At 61.8% G+C, this 16,638-nt stretch carries 7 protein-coding genes; all 7 read right to left on the bottom strand.

Annotation, left to right across the window (positions count from 1 at the left end):
- Nucleotides 1-51: 51 nt before the first annotated feature.
- Nucleotides 52-8,796: an SDR family NAD(P)-dependent oxidoreductase gene (locus IPK17_RS03000; RefSeq protein ID WP_343416182.1), complete on the bottom strand. Its 8,745-nt coding sequence runs from the start codon at nt 8,794-8,796 to the stop codon at nt 52-54.
- Nucleotides 8,797-8,811: 15 nt separating this feature from the next.
- The gene (locus IPK17_RS02995) at nt 8,812-10,446 is read right to left on the bottom strand and encodes an acyl-CoA dehydrogenase family protein (RefSeq protein WP_343416181.1); all 1,635 of its coding nucleotides are present in this window, start codon (nt 10,444-10,446) and stop codon (nt 8,812-8,814) included.
- A gap of 243 nt (nt 10,447-10,689) precedes the next feature.
- On the bottom strand, nt 10,690-12,285 hold the full coding sequence (locus IPK17_RS02990) for a GMC oxidoreductase (RefSeq protein WP_343416180.1): 1,596 nt from the start codon (nt 12,283-12,285) through the stop codon (nt 10,690-10,692).
- Between the two features lie 68 nt (nt 12,286-12,353).
- Nucleotides 12,354-13,316 carry a LysM peptidoglycan-binding domain-containing protein gene (locus tag IPK17_RS02985; protein WP_343416179.1) on the bottom strand — a complete coding sequence of 321 codons (963 nt, stop codon included), beginning with the start codon at nt 13,314-13,316 and terminating at the stop codon, nt 12,354-12,356.
- The gene (locus IPK17_RS02980) at nt 13,309-13,878 is read right to left on the bottom strand and encodes a sigma-70 family RNA polymerase sigma factor (protein ID WP_343416178.1); all 570 of its coding nucleotides are present in this window, start codon (nt 13,876-13,878) and stop codon (nt 13,309-13,311) included. Before IPK17_RS02980 ends, IPK17_RS02985 begins: the two co-directional genes overlap by 8 nt.
- A 7-nt stretch (nt 13,879-13,885) precedes the next feature.
- Entirely contained in the window at nt 13,886-15,382 is a 1,497-nt protein-coding gene (locus IPK17_RS02975) for a hypothetical protein (protein ID WP_343416177.1), read from the bottom strand.
- Between the two features lie 114 nt (nt 15,383-15,496).
- Nucleotides 15,497-16,498, bottom strand: a complete 1,002-nt coding sequence (locus tag IPK17_RS02970) for a LysM peptidoglycan-binding domain-containing protein (RefSeq protein WP_343416176.1) — start codon at nt 16,496-16,498, stop codon at nt 15,497-15,499.
- Nucleotides 16,499-16,638: the final 140 nt, after the last annotated feature.

The raw sequence follows: 16,638 nt of genomic DNA, 5'->3' as shown, positions 1-16,638 counted from the left end.
CCTGCTGGGAGAGGGGAGGCATGCCTTGCCCCGACAGGGTGAGGCGAGAACTTACTCGAATTTCACCGTGCCGGGGAGCGCTACCGTGCGATAGCCCTTGAGCGACACGTACACCGCGCCGCTTTCCCCGACGACCAGTCCGTTGAACTTGCCATCGGTTGCCTCGATCAGCCCGTACAGGCGTTCGCTGCCATCCGGCACGCGGTGTGCCGAGACCGACTCAACCGCCATCGGGAGCGCCATTTCGCCTTTGGTGCTGATCTGCCACACGCCCGCCGTCTGGAACAGCAGTTCGATCAAACGGGGCTGCATGATCGCGGCGGTGTGCGCCGGGACGCTGTTCGGCGGCAGGTTAGCGCGCAGCAGCGTGATGGCCGTATCGTTCTGCACGCCCGCGCCTTCAATCACCTGATACGCGTCGCCGTGGAAGTAGATCTGGTAGACCTGCTGTGCCGTGATGGGCAGCGTGGTCGGCGGTGTGAACGCAATCGTTGGCTGATCAAGGGGTTGCTTGTTCAGGCGCACCTGCGCGGTGAAGTGCGTCTTTTCCTGCACGCCCGCTTTGCTCTGCCGGATTGAGCGGAGCTGCGTATAGGCGAGCAGACCGCCCGCGGCATCCGGCGTGATGCGCGCGTTGAGGATCAGCGTGGCGGGCTCCAAGCGGTAGAACTTGAACGGCGCTTCGAAGCTCACGTGGCTGACTTCGATAACGTGATAATCAGGCGCAATCAGGCTGGCGAGCTCGGCGAACGTCTCCGTGCCCATCACGCCGGGGAGCAGCGGTGTGCCTTCCAGCGCATGATCGTACAGGAACGGCTGGACGTTCGGGTCGAGCGTCGTTTCGACCTCGATGCCGCCGTAAATCTTCGCGGCCTTGACCTCGCCGATCATGAGCAGGTTCTTCTCACGGGCGAGCGCGGTCAGCTTGGCGGCGTCGAGTCCGCCGTCGGCGTCCCATTCATCGACCAGCACGCCGAGCTTGCCTCCGACCACGATTTCGCCCTTGAAGCCGCCCGCCACGAGTTCGCGGCGCACGGTGGGGATGCCGCTCTCTGGTGGGAGCATTTCGATGCCAGCCATCTCCATGATCTTCGGGATGGAACCGCGCGTCGCCATGCCGATGCCGCCCCACGCCGTCCAGTCAATCGCGATACCGCGTGTGTTTGGACGCCAGTTGCGGAAGCTGCTGCTGATCTTGCACAGCAGGTCGTTGGCCGCGCTGTAGTCGGTCTGGCCGTTGTTACCGAAGCGCCCGGCGACCGAGCTAAAGGCCACGGTCGCGCCGATGGGCAGGTCTTTGGCGGCGTTGAGCAGGCTGAAGAAACCATCGGCCTTCACGTCGAAGACGAGGTCGAACTGCGCCGCATCCTTGTCACTGAGCGCGCGGCTGATTTCCAGACCGCCCGCGTGGACGAGCGCGTCGATGCGCCCGTACTGCTGGCGAATTTCGTCGACGACCGCTGTCACCGCCGCGCCGTCGAGCAGGTTGACGCTGCGATAAATGGCTGTGCCGCCCGCATTCTCGACCGCTTCGATGGCGCGGAGCGCCGCTTCGTCGCGTTCGATGCTCATCACGCGCTTGTCGATCATGACAGGGGTGGGTTTTTCGCCCGCCGCTTTCGCTTCTTCGATGAGCGCGGCTTTGAGCGCGTCGCGCCCCTGCCGGAACAGGCGAATGTGCGCATCGTTCGGGCTGGGCGTCTTGACCAGATCGAGCAGGTAGAACACACCGCCGCTGGCCGTCGCCAAGTCTTCGACAATCGCGCTGGTGATGCCGCCCGCCGCGCCCGTGACCACGAACACGGTGTTCTGGTCGAACGTCAGGCCGGCTTGACCATCCTGCGCGGGCTGCTCGATGAGTGTGACGGTATAGCGCATCTCGTCCGCGTAGCCGATTTCGACCACGCCGGGGTCGACCAGCGTTTCGGCGATCAACGTATCGGCGAGCCCGGCGGTCTTGCGGCTGATTTCGAAGTCAACTGCCTTGACCAGCGCGTCCGGACGTTCGCGCTTGTAAGCTTTGGTGAAGCCGACCACGCCACCACCGAGCGGCGCGGTCGCGCCTTCCGGCGAATAACCATGCTTGCCGCCCAAACGGGTCGCGCTGACGAGGAAGGTCCCCGCCTCGCTGATCGCATTGTAGAGCGCGCGCATGGTGATCGACAGATTCTTGACGCGCTGGCGGTTCAGTTCGCGCCACAGCGGCAGATCCATGTCGTTCAGGTTCGGTTCGACGTCGAGCGCGAGGAGCCAGTACACACCCGTGATCGCGCCCTGCGCCAGCCATTCGTTGATTTGCGCGAGCAGCGCCTCGCTCGGCGGCGCGTCCTCAATGGTGAGCACGGTCACGCCGCGCTTTTCCAAGCGGCTGACCAGCGCCTTGCCGACACCGCCCTGATCCAGCGCGACGATCACGCGGCTGGAAGCGTCCAACTGCACCCCGGTCGGCTTGCAGAACTCTAACGCCGGGCGCAGGGAAGCCGTGGGGACGCGGCGCGGCATTTTGTCCGCGTCCTCCACGCTGTACTTCAGAGTCACCATACGCGGCGCGACAGGTTTGTCAGCGCTGTCCGCCGCCAACTTAGGGTTTACAGAGGTTGCCTCCGCGAGATCGGGACGGTTGGTCTTGACGAAACCGATGACCTTGGCGAGGGTGTTGTAGTCGCGCAGCTTGATGTTGTCCTGCCGCGGGATTTCGAACGCGGTGCGGATGGCGGCAAAGGTTTCCGCCTGTTTGACGGTATCGATGCCGAGGTCGGCTTCGAGGTCAAGGTCGAGATCGAGCATGTCCGTTGGGTAGCCCGTCTGATTACCGACAATCGCCAACACCTGCGCCGTGATCGCATCCGTGCCGCTGCTGACTTCCGCTTGAGGCGGGGTGGTCGGCGGTTCGGGGGTGGGTTCGGGCGGTTCTGGCTGCGTGTCGACGACCAGATCGGGACGATTGGTCTTGACGAAGCCAATCACTTTCGCCAGCGTGTTGTAGTCGCGCAGCTTGATGTTGTCCTGCCGCGGGATTTCAAACGCGGTGCGGATGGCGGCGAAGGTTTCGGCCTGCTTGACGGTATCGATGCCGAGGTCGGCTTCGAGGTCGAGGTCGAGGTCGAGCATGTCGGTTGGGTAGCCCGTCTGGTTCGCGACGATTTGGAGCACCTGCGCGGCGATGGTATCGATGGCGGGGGCGTTCACCGAAGCGGGTGTCTCTGGTAGGGGCGCACGGCCGTGCGCCCCTACGTCAACCGATTGTGTGATGACGGCAGGAGCTTCTACCACCAGATCGGGGCGGTTGGTCTTGACGAAACCGATCACGCGCGCCAGCGTGTTGTATTCGCGCAGCTTGATGTTGTCCTGCCGCGGGATCTCGAAAGCGGTGCGGATGGCGGCGAAGGTTTCGGCCTGCTTGACGGTGTCGATGCCGAGGTCGGCTTCGAGGTCAAGGTCAAGGTCGAGCATGTCGGTCGGATAGCCCGTCTGTTCCGCGACGATGGCGAGCACCTGCGCGGAGATGATATCAACGGCAGGAGCGGTCACCGGGGCGGGCGCGGCCTGCACGGGCGCGGCGCTGGTCTGCGGTGGGGCGGCGGGCGCTGCCTGAACCAGATCGGGACGGTTCGACTTGACGAAGCCGATCACCTTGGCCAGCGTGTTGTACTCACGCAGCTTGACGTTGTCCTGCCGCGGGATGTCAAAGGCGGTACGGATGGCGGCGAACGTTTCGGCTTGCTTGACGGTGTCGATGCCGAGGTCAGCTTCGAGGTCGAGGTCAAGGTCGAGCATGTCGGTCGGGTAGCCGGTTTGCGCGGCGACGACTTCCAGCACCTGCGCGGCGATGGTGTCGACGGTGGGTGCGCTCACTGGAGCGGGCGACGCGACTGGCGCGGGCTGCAGGGGTTCCGGCGCAACTTCCACGCGGGTGATCGTCACGGGTTCGACAGGTTCGGCTTGCATCTTGCCGTTGCCATGGCTGATCGGCTTGGGCGTCGGTTCAAGGCGGGGTGCGACCGGGGCGGGCGGCGGGGTGTACGTCGGCTTATAGTCGACCGGTTGGCTGTAGGCCGCCGGGACGGGCGCGTAGCGCTGGTCGGCGCTCACGTTGGTGCGCACGGTCGGCGCGGTCCCATACTGCCACTGCGACGGCGCAGGCTGGCGGTTGGGCGACCCCTGCGCGACGATGCGCAGTACGCGCTTTTCGACTTCGAGCACGGCGTGCTCATAACCGCTGACCTGATCGAGCCACTGCTGATAGAGCGGCTTGTTGTCAACGCGATCCAGCGCGCCGGGGATGCGGCGGGTGAGCGAGAAGGCAATCTGCGAGCCGAAGCCCGCCGCCAGATGCAGCGCGTAGTTGACCGGGTAGCGTCCACCGCGGCTGAAGTTCAGCGTGCCAAGGTCGGGGTCGACTTCTTTGTAGTTCGGGATGGGCGGCACGATGCCGTATTCGAGGATCTTCGCGGCGATCACATCTTCGATGCCGACGCCCATCGGATGCCCGGTGAAGCCTTTGGTATTGGCGACCACGATGCTGTCGGCGGCTTCGCCAAATGTCTGGCGGAGGGCGAACACCTCAGCGGCGGCACTGCCACCGCGCGCCGGGGTGAAGGTTTCGTGCGACATGAAGACCAACTGCTCGGCCATCGCGTAGCGATTGATGCCGAAGCGGCGTTCCGCGGCGCTCACGGCGTGTTCCATCACCTGCGTGATGTGTTCCACATCGAGACGCGAGCCGTGGAAAGCGCTGTTGCTGCTTTCGGTGGCGAGCACTTCCACGATGCCGCGCATCCCGCGTTCGCGCGCCGCATCTTCGCTTTCGATCACCATCGCGGCGGCGCCCATGCCGAGCAGCGTGCCGTGACGGCGGCGGTCGAAGGGCAGGGCGGCCTCATCGACGCGATCATCGGTGGCCGCTGCGCCGAGCGCGAGGAAGCCCGCGCCGATCCATTCCATCAAATGTTCGTCGGTCACATCATCCGCCGCGATGACGATCACGCGGCGCACACGACCAGCGCGGATCCAGTCTTCAGCCAGCGCAATCGCCTGCGTGGTGCTGGCGCATGCCGCATTGACGTGCGTGTTCGCACCGCGCGCGCCGATGTACTGCGCGAACTGGCTGTGGCCCATCGCCAGAATGCGGAAGACGAAGCGGCGGTCGAATTCGTAGGGATTGCGCGTCAGTTCATCGTTAATCGCATCAATGTGGCGCTTGATTTCACGCAGCGTCCGGGGGTCGTCGGTGCGGTTGCGCAGATCGTCCAGCATGGCGAGTTGCTCCATGCGGTTGCGATACTCGAAGTAGTGCTGGAACTCCTGCACGAAGCGGTCGCCACCGGGGAAGGCGCTGGCGAAGATCACGCCAGTTTCGTCGCGCAGGGAGGCGGGCAGCACCCAGCGATCCGGCAGGTATTTGCCCGTGGTGGTCTTGCGGTAGGTCTGCACGAGCGGGATGCCCGCTTCGCGCAGCGCGTCGAGCCCGGCGGCCATCGCCAACTGCGTAGTGATGTCCAGCGCGTCGATCAAATCGCTGGGCATGCCATATTCATCGGCGAGGTCAAAGGTGCCGCCGCGACCGGCGAGGCGGATCACTTCGTCGGGGCTGTTAATCGTTTCAAAGTGGCCGCTGCCGTCGGCGCTCTTGACCAACCGCGTGATGCGCTTGTCGAGCATGGCTTTGCGGAAGCGTTCCGGGATCAGGTCGACGAACTGTTCGCCGCGCAAAATGCGCAGCGCGTTGTCTTCGGCCATCACTGGCTTGTCCGCACCCGGTAAACCCAAACCCGTCCCCGTGATCACGACCGAGCCGGTGGGCGGGTCATTGCGATCAAAGCGGCGTGGCGCGGCCTGCTGCCCCTGCAAGGCTTGCGCGAGCAGTTGGCTGAGCGCATCCAACGAGGGATTCTGTTGAGTCATTGTTACCACCTGTTGAGGTTCGTTGATCTGGACCGGGGCGGGCGCTGCTTTCGGCACGGGCGCGGTATAGTAGCCCGCCGCGTACAGCCCGCAGATCGCCTGATTGAAGCTCGGCAGTTCGCCGTTCTTGGGGTGATTGGTCATGAGCGCGAGCACTTGACTGCCGAACACGTCTTCGGCGAAGCCGCGCAGCGCGCGTTTGGGGCCAACTTCGATGAACGTGCGCACGCCGTAGTCGTAGAGCGTTTCCAGTTCCGCGACCCACTGCACGGGCGACGCGATCTGAAGTTGGAGTAAGTCTTTGATGGCTTCGACGTCCGTCGGGTAGAAGTCGCCGGTCACGTTGGAGACGATCGGCAGCTTGGGCGGCTGAATATCAAGGCGATTCAGCACGACACGCAGCGGATCGCTCGCCGGGGCGACGATGCGGGTGTGGAAGGCGTGGCTCACGGGGAGCAGCAGCGCCTGATAACCGAGCTTTTCGAACAGGGCGACAGCTTGTTCGACCGCGTCGCTCGATCCGCCGATCACACACTGGCTGCGGCTGTTGATATTCGCCGGGACAACGTAGCCGTCGATCTCTTTGAGTTTTTCCTCGATGACGGCATACGGCGCGATGATCGCGGCCATCTTGCCGTTGTCACCCACGCTGACTTTGCTCATTTCGCTGCCACGGGCGGCGGCGGCTTCGAGCGCATGTGCGAACGGCATGATGCCTGCGGCGATGAGCGCCGCGTATTCGCCGAGCGAGTGTCCGAGCACGACATCGGCGTCAAAGCCATAAGCGCGGAGCAGGGCGTAGAGCGCGGTATCGAGTGTGAGCATCGCGGGCTGCGTGATCGCCGTTTGCATCAGGTCGATTTCCGCTTGCATCATCGCCGACGGATCGGTGCTGTCTACGAAGATGTAGCTGGTCAACGGCTTGCCGAGGATGGGCGTCATGACGGCATCCGCATCAGCGAATACTTGCTGCACGATAGGCGAGACCTTGGCCAGTTCGCGCCCCATGTTCACATATTGACTGCCCTGACCGGGGAACATGAACGCGATCTTGCCCGGTTTGCTGCCGCTGCCGCGGAAAATGCCTTGCGCGGTGAAGGCGCGCCACGCCGACGGATTGTCAGTGCCAGCGGCTTTTTGCGCAGTGTGCAGCCGGGCGAGGAGTTCTTCGTGCGTGCCGTAATCGATGACGAGGCGCTCCGGCGCTTGTAGGTCGGTCGCTTTCGGGAACGCGAACGGGGGCATCCAACCCGCCTCGACGCGCTTGACCACATCGGCCAGCTTGTCGACCAGCGCTTTCGGCGTGTCGGCGCCGAGGGCGAGGATGCCGCGAATGGGCTGCGCGGGACGTTCGGAGACGGGCGCGTCGTTGCTGCCCGCGTTGATCGTCGAGGAGGAATTGGTCGACACAGCGGGTTTAGTGCCATGCGATCCGTTGGACTGCGGGACACTTGCGCCTTGATACTGTTTCGGCTGTGTGAGCAGACCGGGGATATGCTCTTCCAGGACAACATGGAAGTTGGTGCCGCCAAAGCCGTAGGCGCTAACGCCTGCGCGCCGCGGCGTGCCGTTCTTCTGCCATTCGCGCGTATCGTGAATGAGTTGGAAGGGCGAATGCGCGAAATCGATGTTGGGGTTGTGGCGTTCACTGTTGAGCGTGGGCGGCAGTACCTTGTGGTACAGCGCCATGGTTGCTTTGAGCAGACCTGCCGCGCCGGCACCCGCCTTCAGGTGGCCGATGTTGCTCTTGGCCGAACCGAGGCCGATGCTGTGCGTTTTCGCGCCGCCGAAGACTTTGGCGAGGCTCTCGACTTCAACGACATCGCCGACGCGGGTGCTGGTGCCGTGCGCCTCGACTAAACCCGCGCTCGCGGGGTCAAGCTGCGCGCTTTCCCACGCGCGGCTGATCGCCAGGACCTGACCAATCGGATTCGGGGCGGTGATGCCTTTGCCTTTGCCGTCGCTGGAACCGCCGACGCCACGAATGACCGCGTAAATTTTGTCGCCGTTGCGTTCGGCATCTTCAAGGCGCTTGAGCAGGAAGATGCCCGCGCCTTCACCCATGACGAAACCGTCGGCGCCATCGCCGAACGGGCGACTGCCCGTCGCGCTGAGTGCGCCGATTTTGCAGAATTTGACGAAGGTGGACACGCCCATGTTGCGGTCCACACCGCCCGTCAGCACCGCGTCCACCTGATGTTCGGTCAGCATTTCGATGGCGGTCGTCAGCGCGGCGAGACTGCCCGCGCAGGCGGCGTCGGTGATGAAGTTCGGACCGCGCAGGTCAAGTACGTTGGCGACGCGCCCGGAGACGATGTTGGGAAGTTCACCGGGCATCGAATCTTCGGTGACCGGGGGCATCACGCCGTCAAGAATTTCGTGCCAGCGATTCATAATGACTTCGCGGACGTTCTTGGGGAGTTGGTTGAATTCCGAGACTTGTTCTAACGCGCGGGCGTATTCGGGGAAGGCAATGCGTAAAGCTGTGAGGTAATGCAGTTCGCCGCCCATCGCCGTGCCGATGATGACGGCGGTGCGGTCGGTGTCGAGCGGGCGTTCAGGGTAACCATAATCGGCCAGCGCGTCGGCGGCAATCGTCACCGCCCACTGCTGACCTTGATCCATCGCTGCCGCGACTTTCGGCGGCATGCGGAAGCGTTTCCAATCAAAGTCAAAACCGCGCACCCAACCGCCGATCTTGCTGTAGGTTTTATCCGGCGCTTTGGGGTCGGGATCGTAATAGTCGCGCACTGCCCACCGATCTGACGGTACATCGCTGATGCTGTAGCGCTTGGTGACGATGTTCTGCCAGAAGTGAGCGGCGGATGGGGCGTCGGGCAAAATAGCCCCGACCCCCACAATCGCTACTGCTCGGTTCGCCGAGTCATTCATCGCGTTTAGCCCCCATTACTGCGCAAACGCGGCGTTGAGCTGCGCTGCGGCGAAATCCATATCTTCGAGCAAGCCAGCCTGCGCGGCGTAAATTCCCGGCAGATTCAGTGAATTCGCGAGGTTCGGGTCGGTTTGACCCGCGCCGATGGCCCAGCTCAAGCCGTCCGCGGCCACCTTGAGCGCGGCCTGCCGTCCGTAGACACGGCTGAGTGCCTGCCGGGTCGGCACATCCAGTGGAATGGCTTCCGTCGCCTGATCGACCACGCGTTCCGCGAAGACGGCTGCGGTTTCCGCCCACGCGACGAGTTCGCCGACGCGGAAGAGGATGTGCTGCTGGCGGGTGAGGCGGTCGAGGCGGCAGCGTTCAAGGATGACATTGAGCGCCCGCAGTGCCAGCGCGGCATAGTTTGCGCCGTTCTGCGGTTGGCGCTGGTGCAATTCATCGAGACGCTTCGCCCAGTCGCTGTAGTAGCCGCCGCGCGTCTTGAGGTGCTGCTGCCAGCGGTCGCGCGCGATGGTCATTTCCATGACCTCGGAGGTGCCTTCGTAGATGGTCGTGATGCGCACATCGCGCTTGATCTTTTCGACCATGTATTCTTTCGTGTAGCCGTAACCGCCGTGCGCCTGAATGGCATCTTCAGCGGCTTTGTTGCCTGCTTCGGTGCTGATGTACTTGGCGATCGCGCCTTCGGTTTGCAGGCCGATTTCGCCATCATCCAGCCGATCCGCCACCCATTCGATATAGCTGCGGCCAGCTTCGAGCCGCGCGGCGTTGGGGACGATCAGCTTGTGCGTGTAGCCTTGCTTCTGGCTGAGCGGCTCGCCGCCCTGAATGCGTTCCTGCGAGTAGCGGATGGCGCGCTTGAGCGCTTCCCAGCCCGCGCCCATGCCGAACGCGCCGACCATCAAGCGGGTGTAGCCGAACACGGCTGCCGCTTGCACCAAGCCTTGCCCTTCGACACAGCCGAGCAGACGATCCGGCGTGACGAACACATCTTCGAGGAACAGCGCCGCCGTGCTGCTGGCGCGAATGCCGTGTTTATCTTCCGGCTTACCACAGGTGAAGCCGGGGGCGTCTTTTTCCACCACAAACCATGACGGGCCGTTGGGCGCCATGGCGAGAATGGTGTAGATCTCGGCTTGCCCACCGTTACTGATCCACTGTTTGCGCCCGTTGATTTTGTAACCCATGAGCACATCGTTTTCGTAGACGGGGACGGCTTTCGTCGTCAGCGCGGCGAGGTCACTACCCGCGCCCGGCTCGGTCGCGCCGTAACCCACCAGCAGCGACTCATTCGCGATTTTGCTCATCCAAAAGTGCTTTTGTTCAGGCGTTCCGCCCACGGTGATCGGGTCGGAGCCGAGGAAGGTTGCCAACACGCCCGTTGCAATACCTAGGTCAATTGAAGCCATCAACTCGGAAACGCGATAGATGTCATACGCGCCACCGCCGAGACCGTCGTCGGCTTCTTCGATGAACATCAGGTGCAGGCCAAGTTGGGATGGGTCGTACAGTTCGGCTAGAACTTCGCGGGGAAATTCGTCCTTGTGGTCCAGTTCACGTAAGTATTCCGGCGTTAGTTTCTTGTCGGCATACTTACGGAGCGTATCCAAGATCATATCGCGCGTATCGCTGTCCAAGCGGGGCATAAGGCTGACCTCTCACAATCTTTTTGCGTGTTGTTACCCATGCATCTTAACGAGAGGTCCGTATTCGTATGCAGTTATGAATGTAATGAAATTAGGGGTGCATATTGCGGGTATTGTGAAACTTCTCACTAGTAAATGAGGATTAGATTAGAGGACAGTTGTATCTTTACGGTTTCTCAAGGCTGCGAAACGAAAGGGGCGACAGGTACGTCGCCCCATAACAATGCTAACACGACGCTTGATCTAGGCCTTCGCCGGGATGCGGCTCATGGCGTACTCGGCCATCGCCGCAATCGTCAGACTGGGGTTGACGCCGGGGTTGCCGGGGATGATCGACCCGTCGATCACATAAAGTCCGGGGTAGTTGTGCAGTTGGCAGTTCGCGTCGATCACGCCATCATGGGCGTCTCGTCCAAATGGACAGCCACCGAGTATGTGCGCGGTGATCGGGATATTGAACAACCCCTCGTTGATCGAACCGAGCGCGACCGCGTTCGTTTTCTCCCCGAAGCGGCGCGTGACCTGATGCCCGATGTCAATCTTGGTCGGGATGCTGTTTTCGGCGTCCGCTTCGGAGACCAGATTGGTCACGCCAAACGTGAACAGGCTGCGCCCGCGCTTGACGCGAATGTAGTTGTCGGTGTGCTGCATGACGAGCATGATGGTCGCGCGCTGCGCCCAGCCGGGCAGAGCATGCGTTTTCGCGAAGTCGACCGGGTGGGTGACGATTTCACGAATTGACTGGCTAATGCGCTGCCAGATGCTGCCGTCGCTGATCATCGGGCCAGCGAGATAGCGCATGAGCGACGACCCGGCTGGATAACGCACCGGTTCGATGCTGGTCACGTCGTCCGCATTGAAGATCGAGGTGATGGCCACGCCTTCGGAATAGTCGGTTTTTGTATCACGATTGACTGCGCCGAGCAGCGACTCGCTGTTGGTGCGCACGCGCGTGCCCAAACAGCTCGAAATATTGGGCAGTGACTGCGTGTCTTCCTTGCAGCGGAACAGCAGGCGGAGGGTGCCAAGCGCGCCCGCCGAGAAGATCACGTTACGGGCGCGAACTTTCCACAGGCGGCGTGGGATCATAGCGGTCGAGCGCCACATCTTGACCTCGTAGCGCGCGCCGTCCTGTTCATTGGCGCTGAGCGGCTTCACGTCGCGGACTTCCGTCTCCGCCCACACTTCTGCGCCGCGCTTTTCGGCGAAGTAGAGGTAGTTCTTGACGAGAGTGTTCTTGGCGTTGTGCTGGCACCCGATCATGCAGCCGCCGCAGTGAATGCAGCCAGCACGTGCCGGGCCTTCACCGCCGAAGTACGGATCGGGGACTTCTTTGCCCGGTTCGCCAAAGTATGCGCCGACCGTTGCCGGGCGGAACGTGTCTGCCGTGCCCAGTTCGCCGGCGATCTCTTTCAGCACATGGTCGGCTGGCCACAAGCGCGGGTTTTCGGCGACGCCGAGCATGCGCCGCGCGGTCGCGTAGTGGGGCTCCAGAATTGAGCGCCAGTCGTGCGGGAATTTCCAGCCCTCTTTGGCAAATGAAGCATCATCAGGCGCCATGAGCACATTGGCATAGCCCAGACTGCCGCCGCCGACCCCTGAACCATGTAACACGAGCACATTCCTGAGCGGACTAATCTGTAAAATACCGAAACAGCGAAGGGCGGGCGCCCACAAATACTTGCGGACGTTCCAATTGGACTTGGGGAAGTCCGCGTCTTTGAAACGCTTGCCGCGCTCGACGACGAGGACTTTATAGCCTTTCTCCGTGAGCCGCATTGCGGAGACGCTGCCGCCGAAACCCGAGCCAACAATGACATAATCGTAAGTAACGGTCACGGTGCTATCCCTGACAAACTGACTGTGTTTGACGGTAATCGTACTGCATTTGTGCCGATTCGCACAAACTAGTCGTCATCGTTTCCGTTGTTGTTGTCCCCGCCGCCGCCGGAACCGCCGTTGTCATCGCCGTTATCATTGCTGTCGTCATCGTCGCCGTTATCGTTTCCGTCGTCACTGCCGTTATCACTAGAACCACCCCCCGTGTTCCCCCCGCCGCTTTGCGCGGGCGCGCCCGTGGTGGCAGGTGCGGTCGCCGGGCTGAGTGGTGGCACATAGATTCGCTGGCCGACAACAATAATGCTGGTCGCCGCTAGACAGTTCACGCGCAAAAGCTCGTTCAGGGAAGTTCCGCCGCGCGCCGCCAGACTCGACAAGGTGTCGCCGGACTGGATCCGATGAATGATCCAACCTGCCGGGATCGCGACCGAACATCCAGTGATTTCATTGGTGGGTTCGGGCGACGGAGTCAGCGTTGGGCTCACTGTGTTGGTTGGGCGAGGCGTGTTGGTTGACGGCAGCGTCGGCAAGGTCGTCTCGGTTGGCGTACTGGTAGGCGTGAGACTCGCCGTTGGCGAGACGGTGCTGCTTGGCGACGGCGTGACCGTCGCCGTGAGGGTCGGTGTTGCCGTCATGGTTGGCGTCGGCGTTTCCGTGCGCAACAGTTCGACGGTGGGGGTTGGGTCGACTTGATTCAGGCGTGAGAGCAGAGCCGAACCGCCGACGATGGCGAAGGCGAACACGATCAGCACGCTGGCGACCAAGGGGAGAACGCGCAGCATGGGCGGTGTTGAGCGGCGCGGTGGCGTGAGCGCAAGCGCGTCGAACAGTTGGGCGCGGACGCGCATTTTGGCGGCTAACACTTCCGCCGAATCACTTTCAGCGCGGCGCGCCAGCAAGCCCGCTTCCAACATGGGACGTAGATCGATAGCGTATTCCGGGTAGCGGCGGAGACATTCGGCGATGGTTTCGCCATTTGCCAGACGGTCGATGCAGTCGTTGAAGGCATTGACGAAGCGTTGATCAGCCATTGTCCAACCCTTCGCCTAGAATTCCCCGCAGCGTGTTCACCGCGCGAAACTGGAGTGACTTGATCGCGCTCACCGATTTGCCCATGATGTCAGCGGTCGCCTGCAAATCCAGCGCCTGACCAAAACGCAGGATGAGCACTTCCTGCTGATCGGCGGCCAGCATGCCGAGCGCGTTGCGCGCACGCTCGGTCGACAGCGAGCGCAAAAATCGCGCTTCGGCGTCCTCGTCGCTGGCGGGAACCCAATCTTCGAGCGTGGTCGTCGGGAACTTCTTGACCTTGCCGTAATGCACGTTGATCTCGTTGCGCGCCACTTTGAACAGCCAGCCGCGTAAGCTCTGGCGGGGCGCGTTCTGGCTCTTGAACGCGACCACCAGTTTGACAAAAACGTCGCTGGCAATGTCTTCCGCGAGGGCTGCATCGCCAACGCGCAGGCGGATGTACTGGTAGATGGGCGAGAAATAACTCTCGTAGATCCGCAAGATCGCGTCCTGCTCACCCTGACGAGCACGAGCGAGAAGATGATCTTCAACGGAGATGTCAGGGAGCACGAGCACGATCATAGACGGGCTATGGACTTTCCACAGGGTTGATGCGCCACACATAATTGTACCGATCTTGAAATACCAATTCCATAGCCGTGTCGGCTGCGGCCTGTTGGCGGAAAGCATCGTGCCCGGCATCACTAACTACGTACTGTGCGCCGAAAACAGAACTGATCAGGGTGGAAGGCGTTTCGACTTCACCCCGCGTGAGCGCCACCCACTGATCCCACTGGATCGGGTCGGCGAGCTGAAGGTAGGTCGGGTCAAGGCCGACGATGTACGGGTTATCCGGGTTGTAGTAGAACAGCCGCGTGAAGTCGTCCCAATCCGTCTGGAAAATCATCTCACCATCGGGGACGTTGGCGCGAAGCCAGACGCCCGCGCCCGCGTAATAGTCGGGCGAACGCGAGTCTTCTGCCTGATCGTAGGCGGCCGGTAAAACGGTATAGGCGAGATAGAGTAAACCCAGCGCGCCTGCCAGGGGCACCAGCGGACGCCATGCTAACCGCGTTGGCAGCCAGGCCGCGAAATCGATGCCGCGCCCCCAACTGACGGCGCCATAGAGCAGCGCGAAGGCCGGGAAATACTCGATGAAGCGGCGGGAGCGCATGAGCATGAAGAGGGTGACGAGCGCGCACAGCAGCAGCGTCGACTCCATCCGGTCGCGTTTGCTCTGTGCGCCGCGTAGATTTGGCGCGACCACACCAAGCGCGAGCACGATCAGCGCGCCCGCGGAGTTGGCGAGCAGGTCGTCCGTGTCATAGGGATACCATTCATTGCCAAGACGTACACTGTTCTCAATGTCCACTTTGGCGATGAGATGATCCCAGATGAAGGTGAGGTTTTGCGGGAAATACGGGTTGATGACGAGGCCGAGCGCCATGCCGAGTAACGCGTAGATGAGTGGTCGTGGTTCAAACTTGCGTTCAACAACCCAGGCGGCGGCACAGTAGAACCCCGCGAAGGCCGGCATGAGGATGAATCCGTTGTACAGCCACACATAGGCAAAACTCAGCGGGATCAACCAGCGGTAGCGCCCGGCTTGCAGAGCGATCAGCGCGACAATCAGCAGGAGTAAGGACGCGCCCTGCGTACGGATCATCAGGATACGGTTGATAAACGGGAGCGACACGACGAACAACCCGAGCGCCCACAGCCACGCATATCTTACGCCCATCCGCCGCAGCAAGACCCATATTGCCAGCACCACACCAGCGGCGATGCTCACCGTCGCAATTTTCGCACCTGTGACTTCGCCAAGCAGGGTGAAGGGCGCAACGTACATGTGAAATAGCAGATGATGGTCGGTGAACTTGTCCGGGCTGAGGATGGTCAGCGGCAGCCACGGAAACTCAACCCGCAGGCTGCGCTGCTCCAGAATCTCGACTGCCATCCGCGTATGGTAGTAATCGTCCGTCCCCAAAAACCCCGGCGTTGCGAAGAGGATCACCGCGAAGATCGCGAACGCAGCGAGATAGAGGGCGAGGGCTTGCGCGAGCGCCGGGAGTCGCAGGGTGGGCATGAGTTCAATCCTTCAGAAGTGAGTTAGCAATAAACCAGAGGTTGTGCAATCAGCGTGCAGCCGGGAAGGGGAACACGAGTGTATTCCCCTCCCCACAGCGATTGACCCTAGGAACTAATCGTCGTCGCCGTTGTCATTGCCGTTATCATTATCGCCGCCGCGACCACTGCCACCATGATCGTCGCCGTTGTCATTGCCGTTATCGTCATCGCCATTGTCGTTGCTGCCGTTATCATTGCTGTTATCGTCATCGCCGTTGTCATTGCTGCCGTTATCATTGCCGTTATCGTCGTCGCCATTATCATTGCTGCTGTTGTCGTTGCCATTGAAATTGTCGTCGCTGAAGCCGCCGAGACGCGGGACGAACAGGTTAGCGCCGACCACGACGAGGCGGATGTCGTTGATGCAGTTGACGCGGGCGAGTTCTTCCACGGTGATGCCAGCGCGGGCGGCAATCGCAGACAGGGTGTCGCCACCGCGGATCTGGTAGTTGCGCCAGCCGCTCGGCGTCGTGGTCGCGCACGTCGCGGCATTGCCGATGCCAGCCAGTTCCGCTTCACGGGCAACCAACTGCCCACTCGCATTGCTCACGTGCACCTTGATCACGTCGCCAACGGCGATGACGTCCTTCAGTTCAGCGCCCGATACATCGATGAGCTGGCCGCCAACATCCCACAGGCTGCCCTGAATGCTGTTCAGTACGCCGATGAGTTCAAATTCGCCGGGGACAATCGGCAGGCTGGAATTGTCGTTGCTGTTATCGTCCACGCTGTTGTCGTTGCCGACACTGTTGTCATTGCTGTTGTCGTCCAGCCCGGTACCGTCGTCGGCGCCAGCCAGTTCCACTTCGCGTGCCGTTAACCCGGCAGCCCCGACGCTGGCGTGCACCTTGACGATGTCGCCGGGGAGCAGACCGCGCTGCACTTCTGCGCCGCTGATGTCGATGGTGAAACCGGCCACAATCATGCTGGTCTGCGAAATCGATTCCAACACGCCGACGAGTTCGAATTCATTGCTAGCCAGCACGGGGGTAGGCGGGGTGACCTGCGCGAACGCGCCCTGCGCCATCAGCGCGACAATCAAGACAGTGACCATGATCCGGAAAATCTTTGACATTTTAGCTATCTCCTCAAGGTACTCAATGTGTTGTTGACTTACATCGATACCGATCAAAAACGCGGCCAAAAGTTGCGGTCAGTTTTATGAGCAATTCATGAGTGCGAAACGTCATGGCGAAAACGATACGGATGACAAGC

The sequence above is a fragment of the Candidatus Flexifilum breve genome, assembly GCF_016713355.1.
This window is presented reverse-complemented; position numbering and strand designations above follow the sequence as displayed.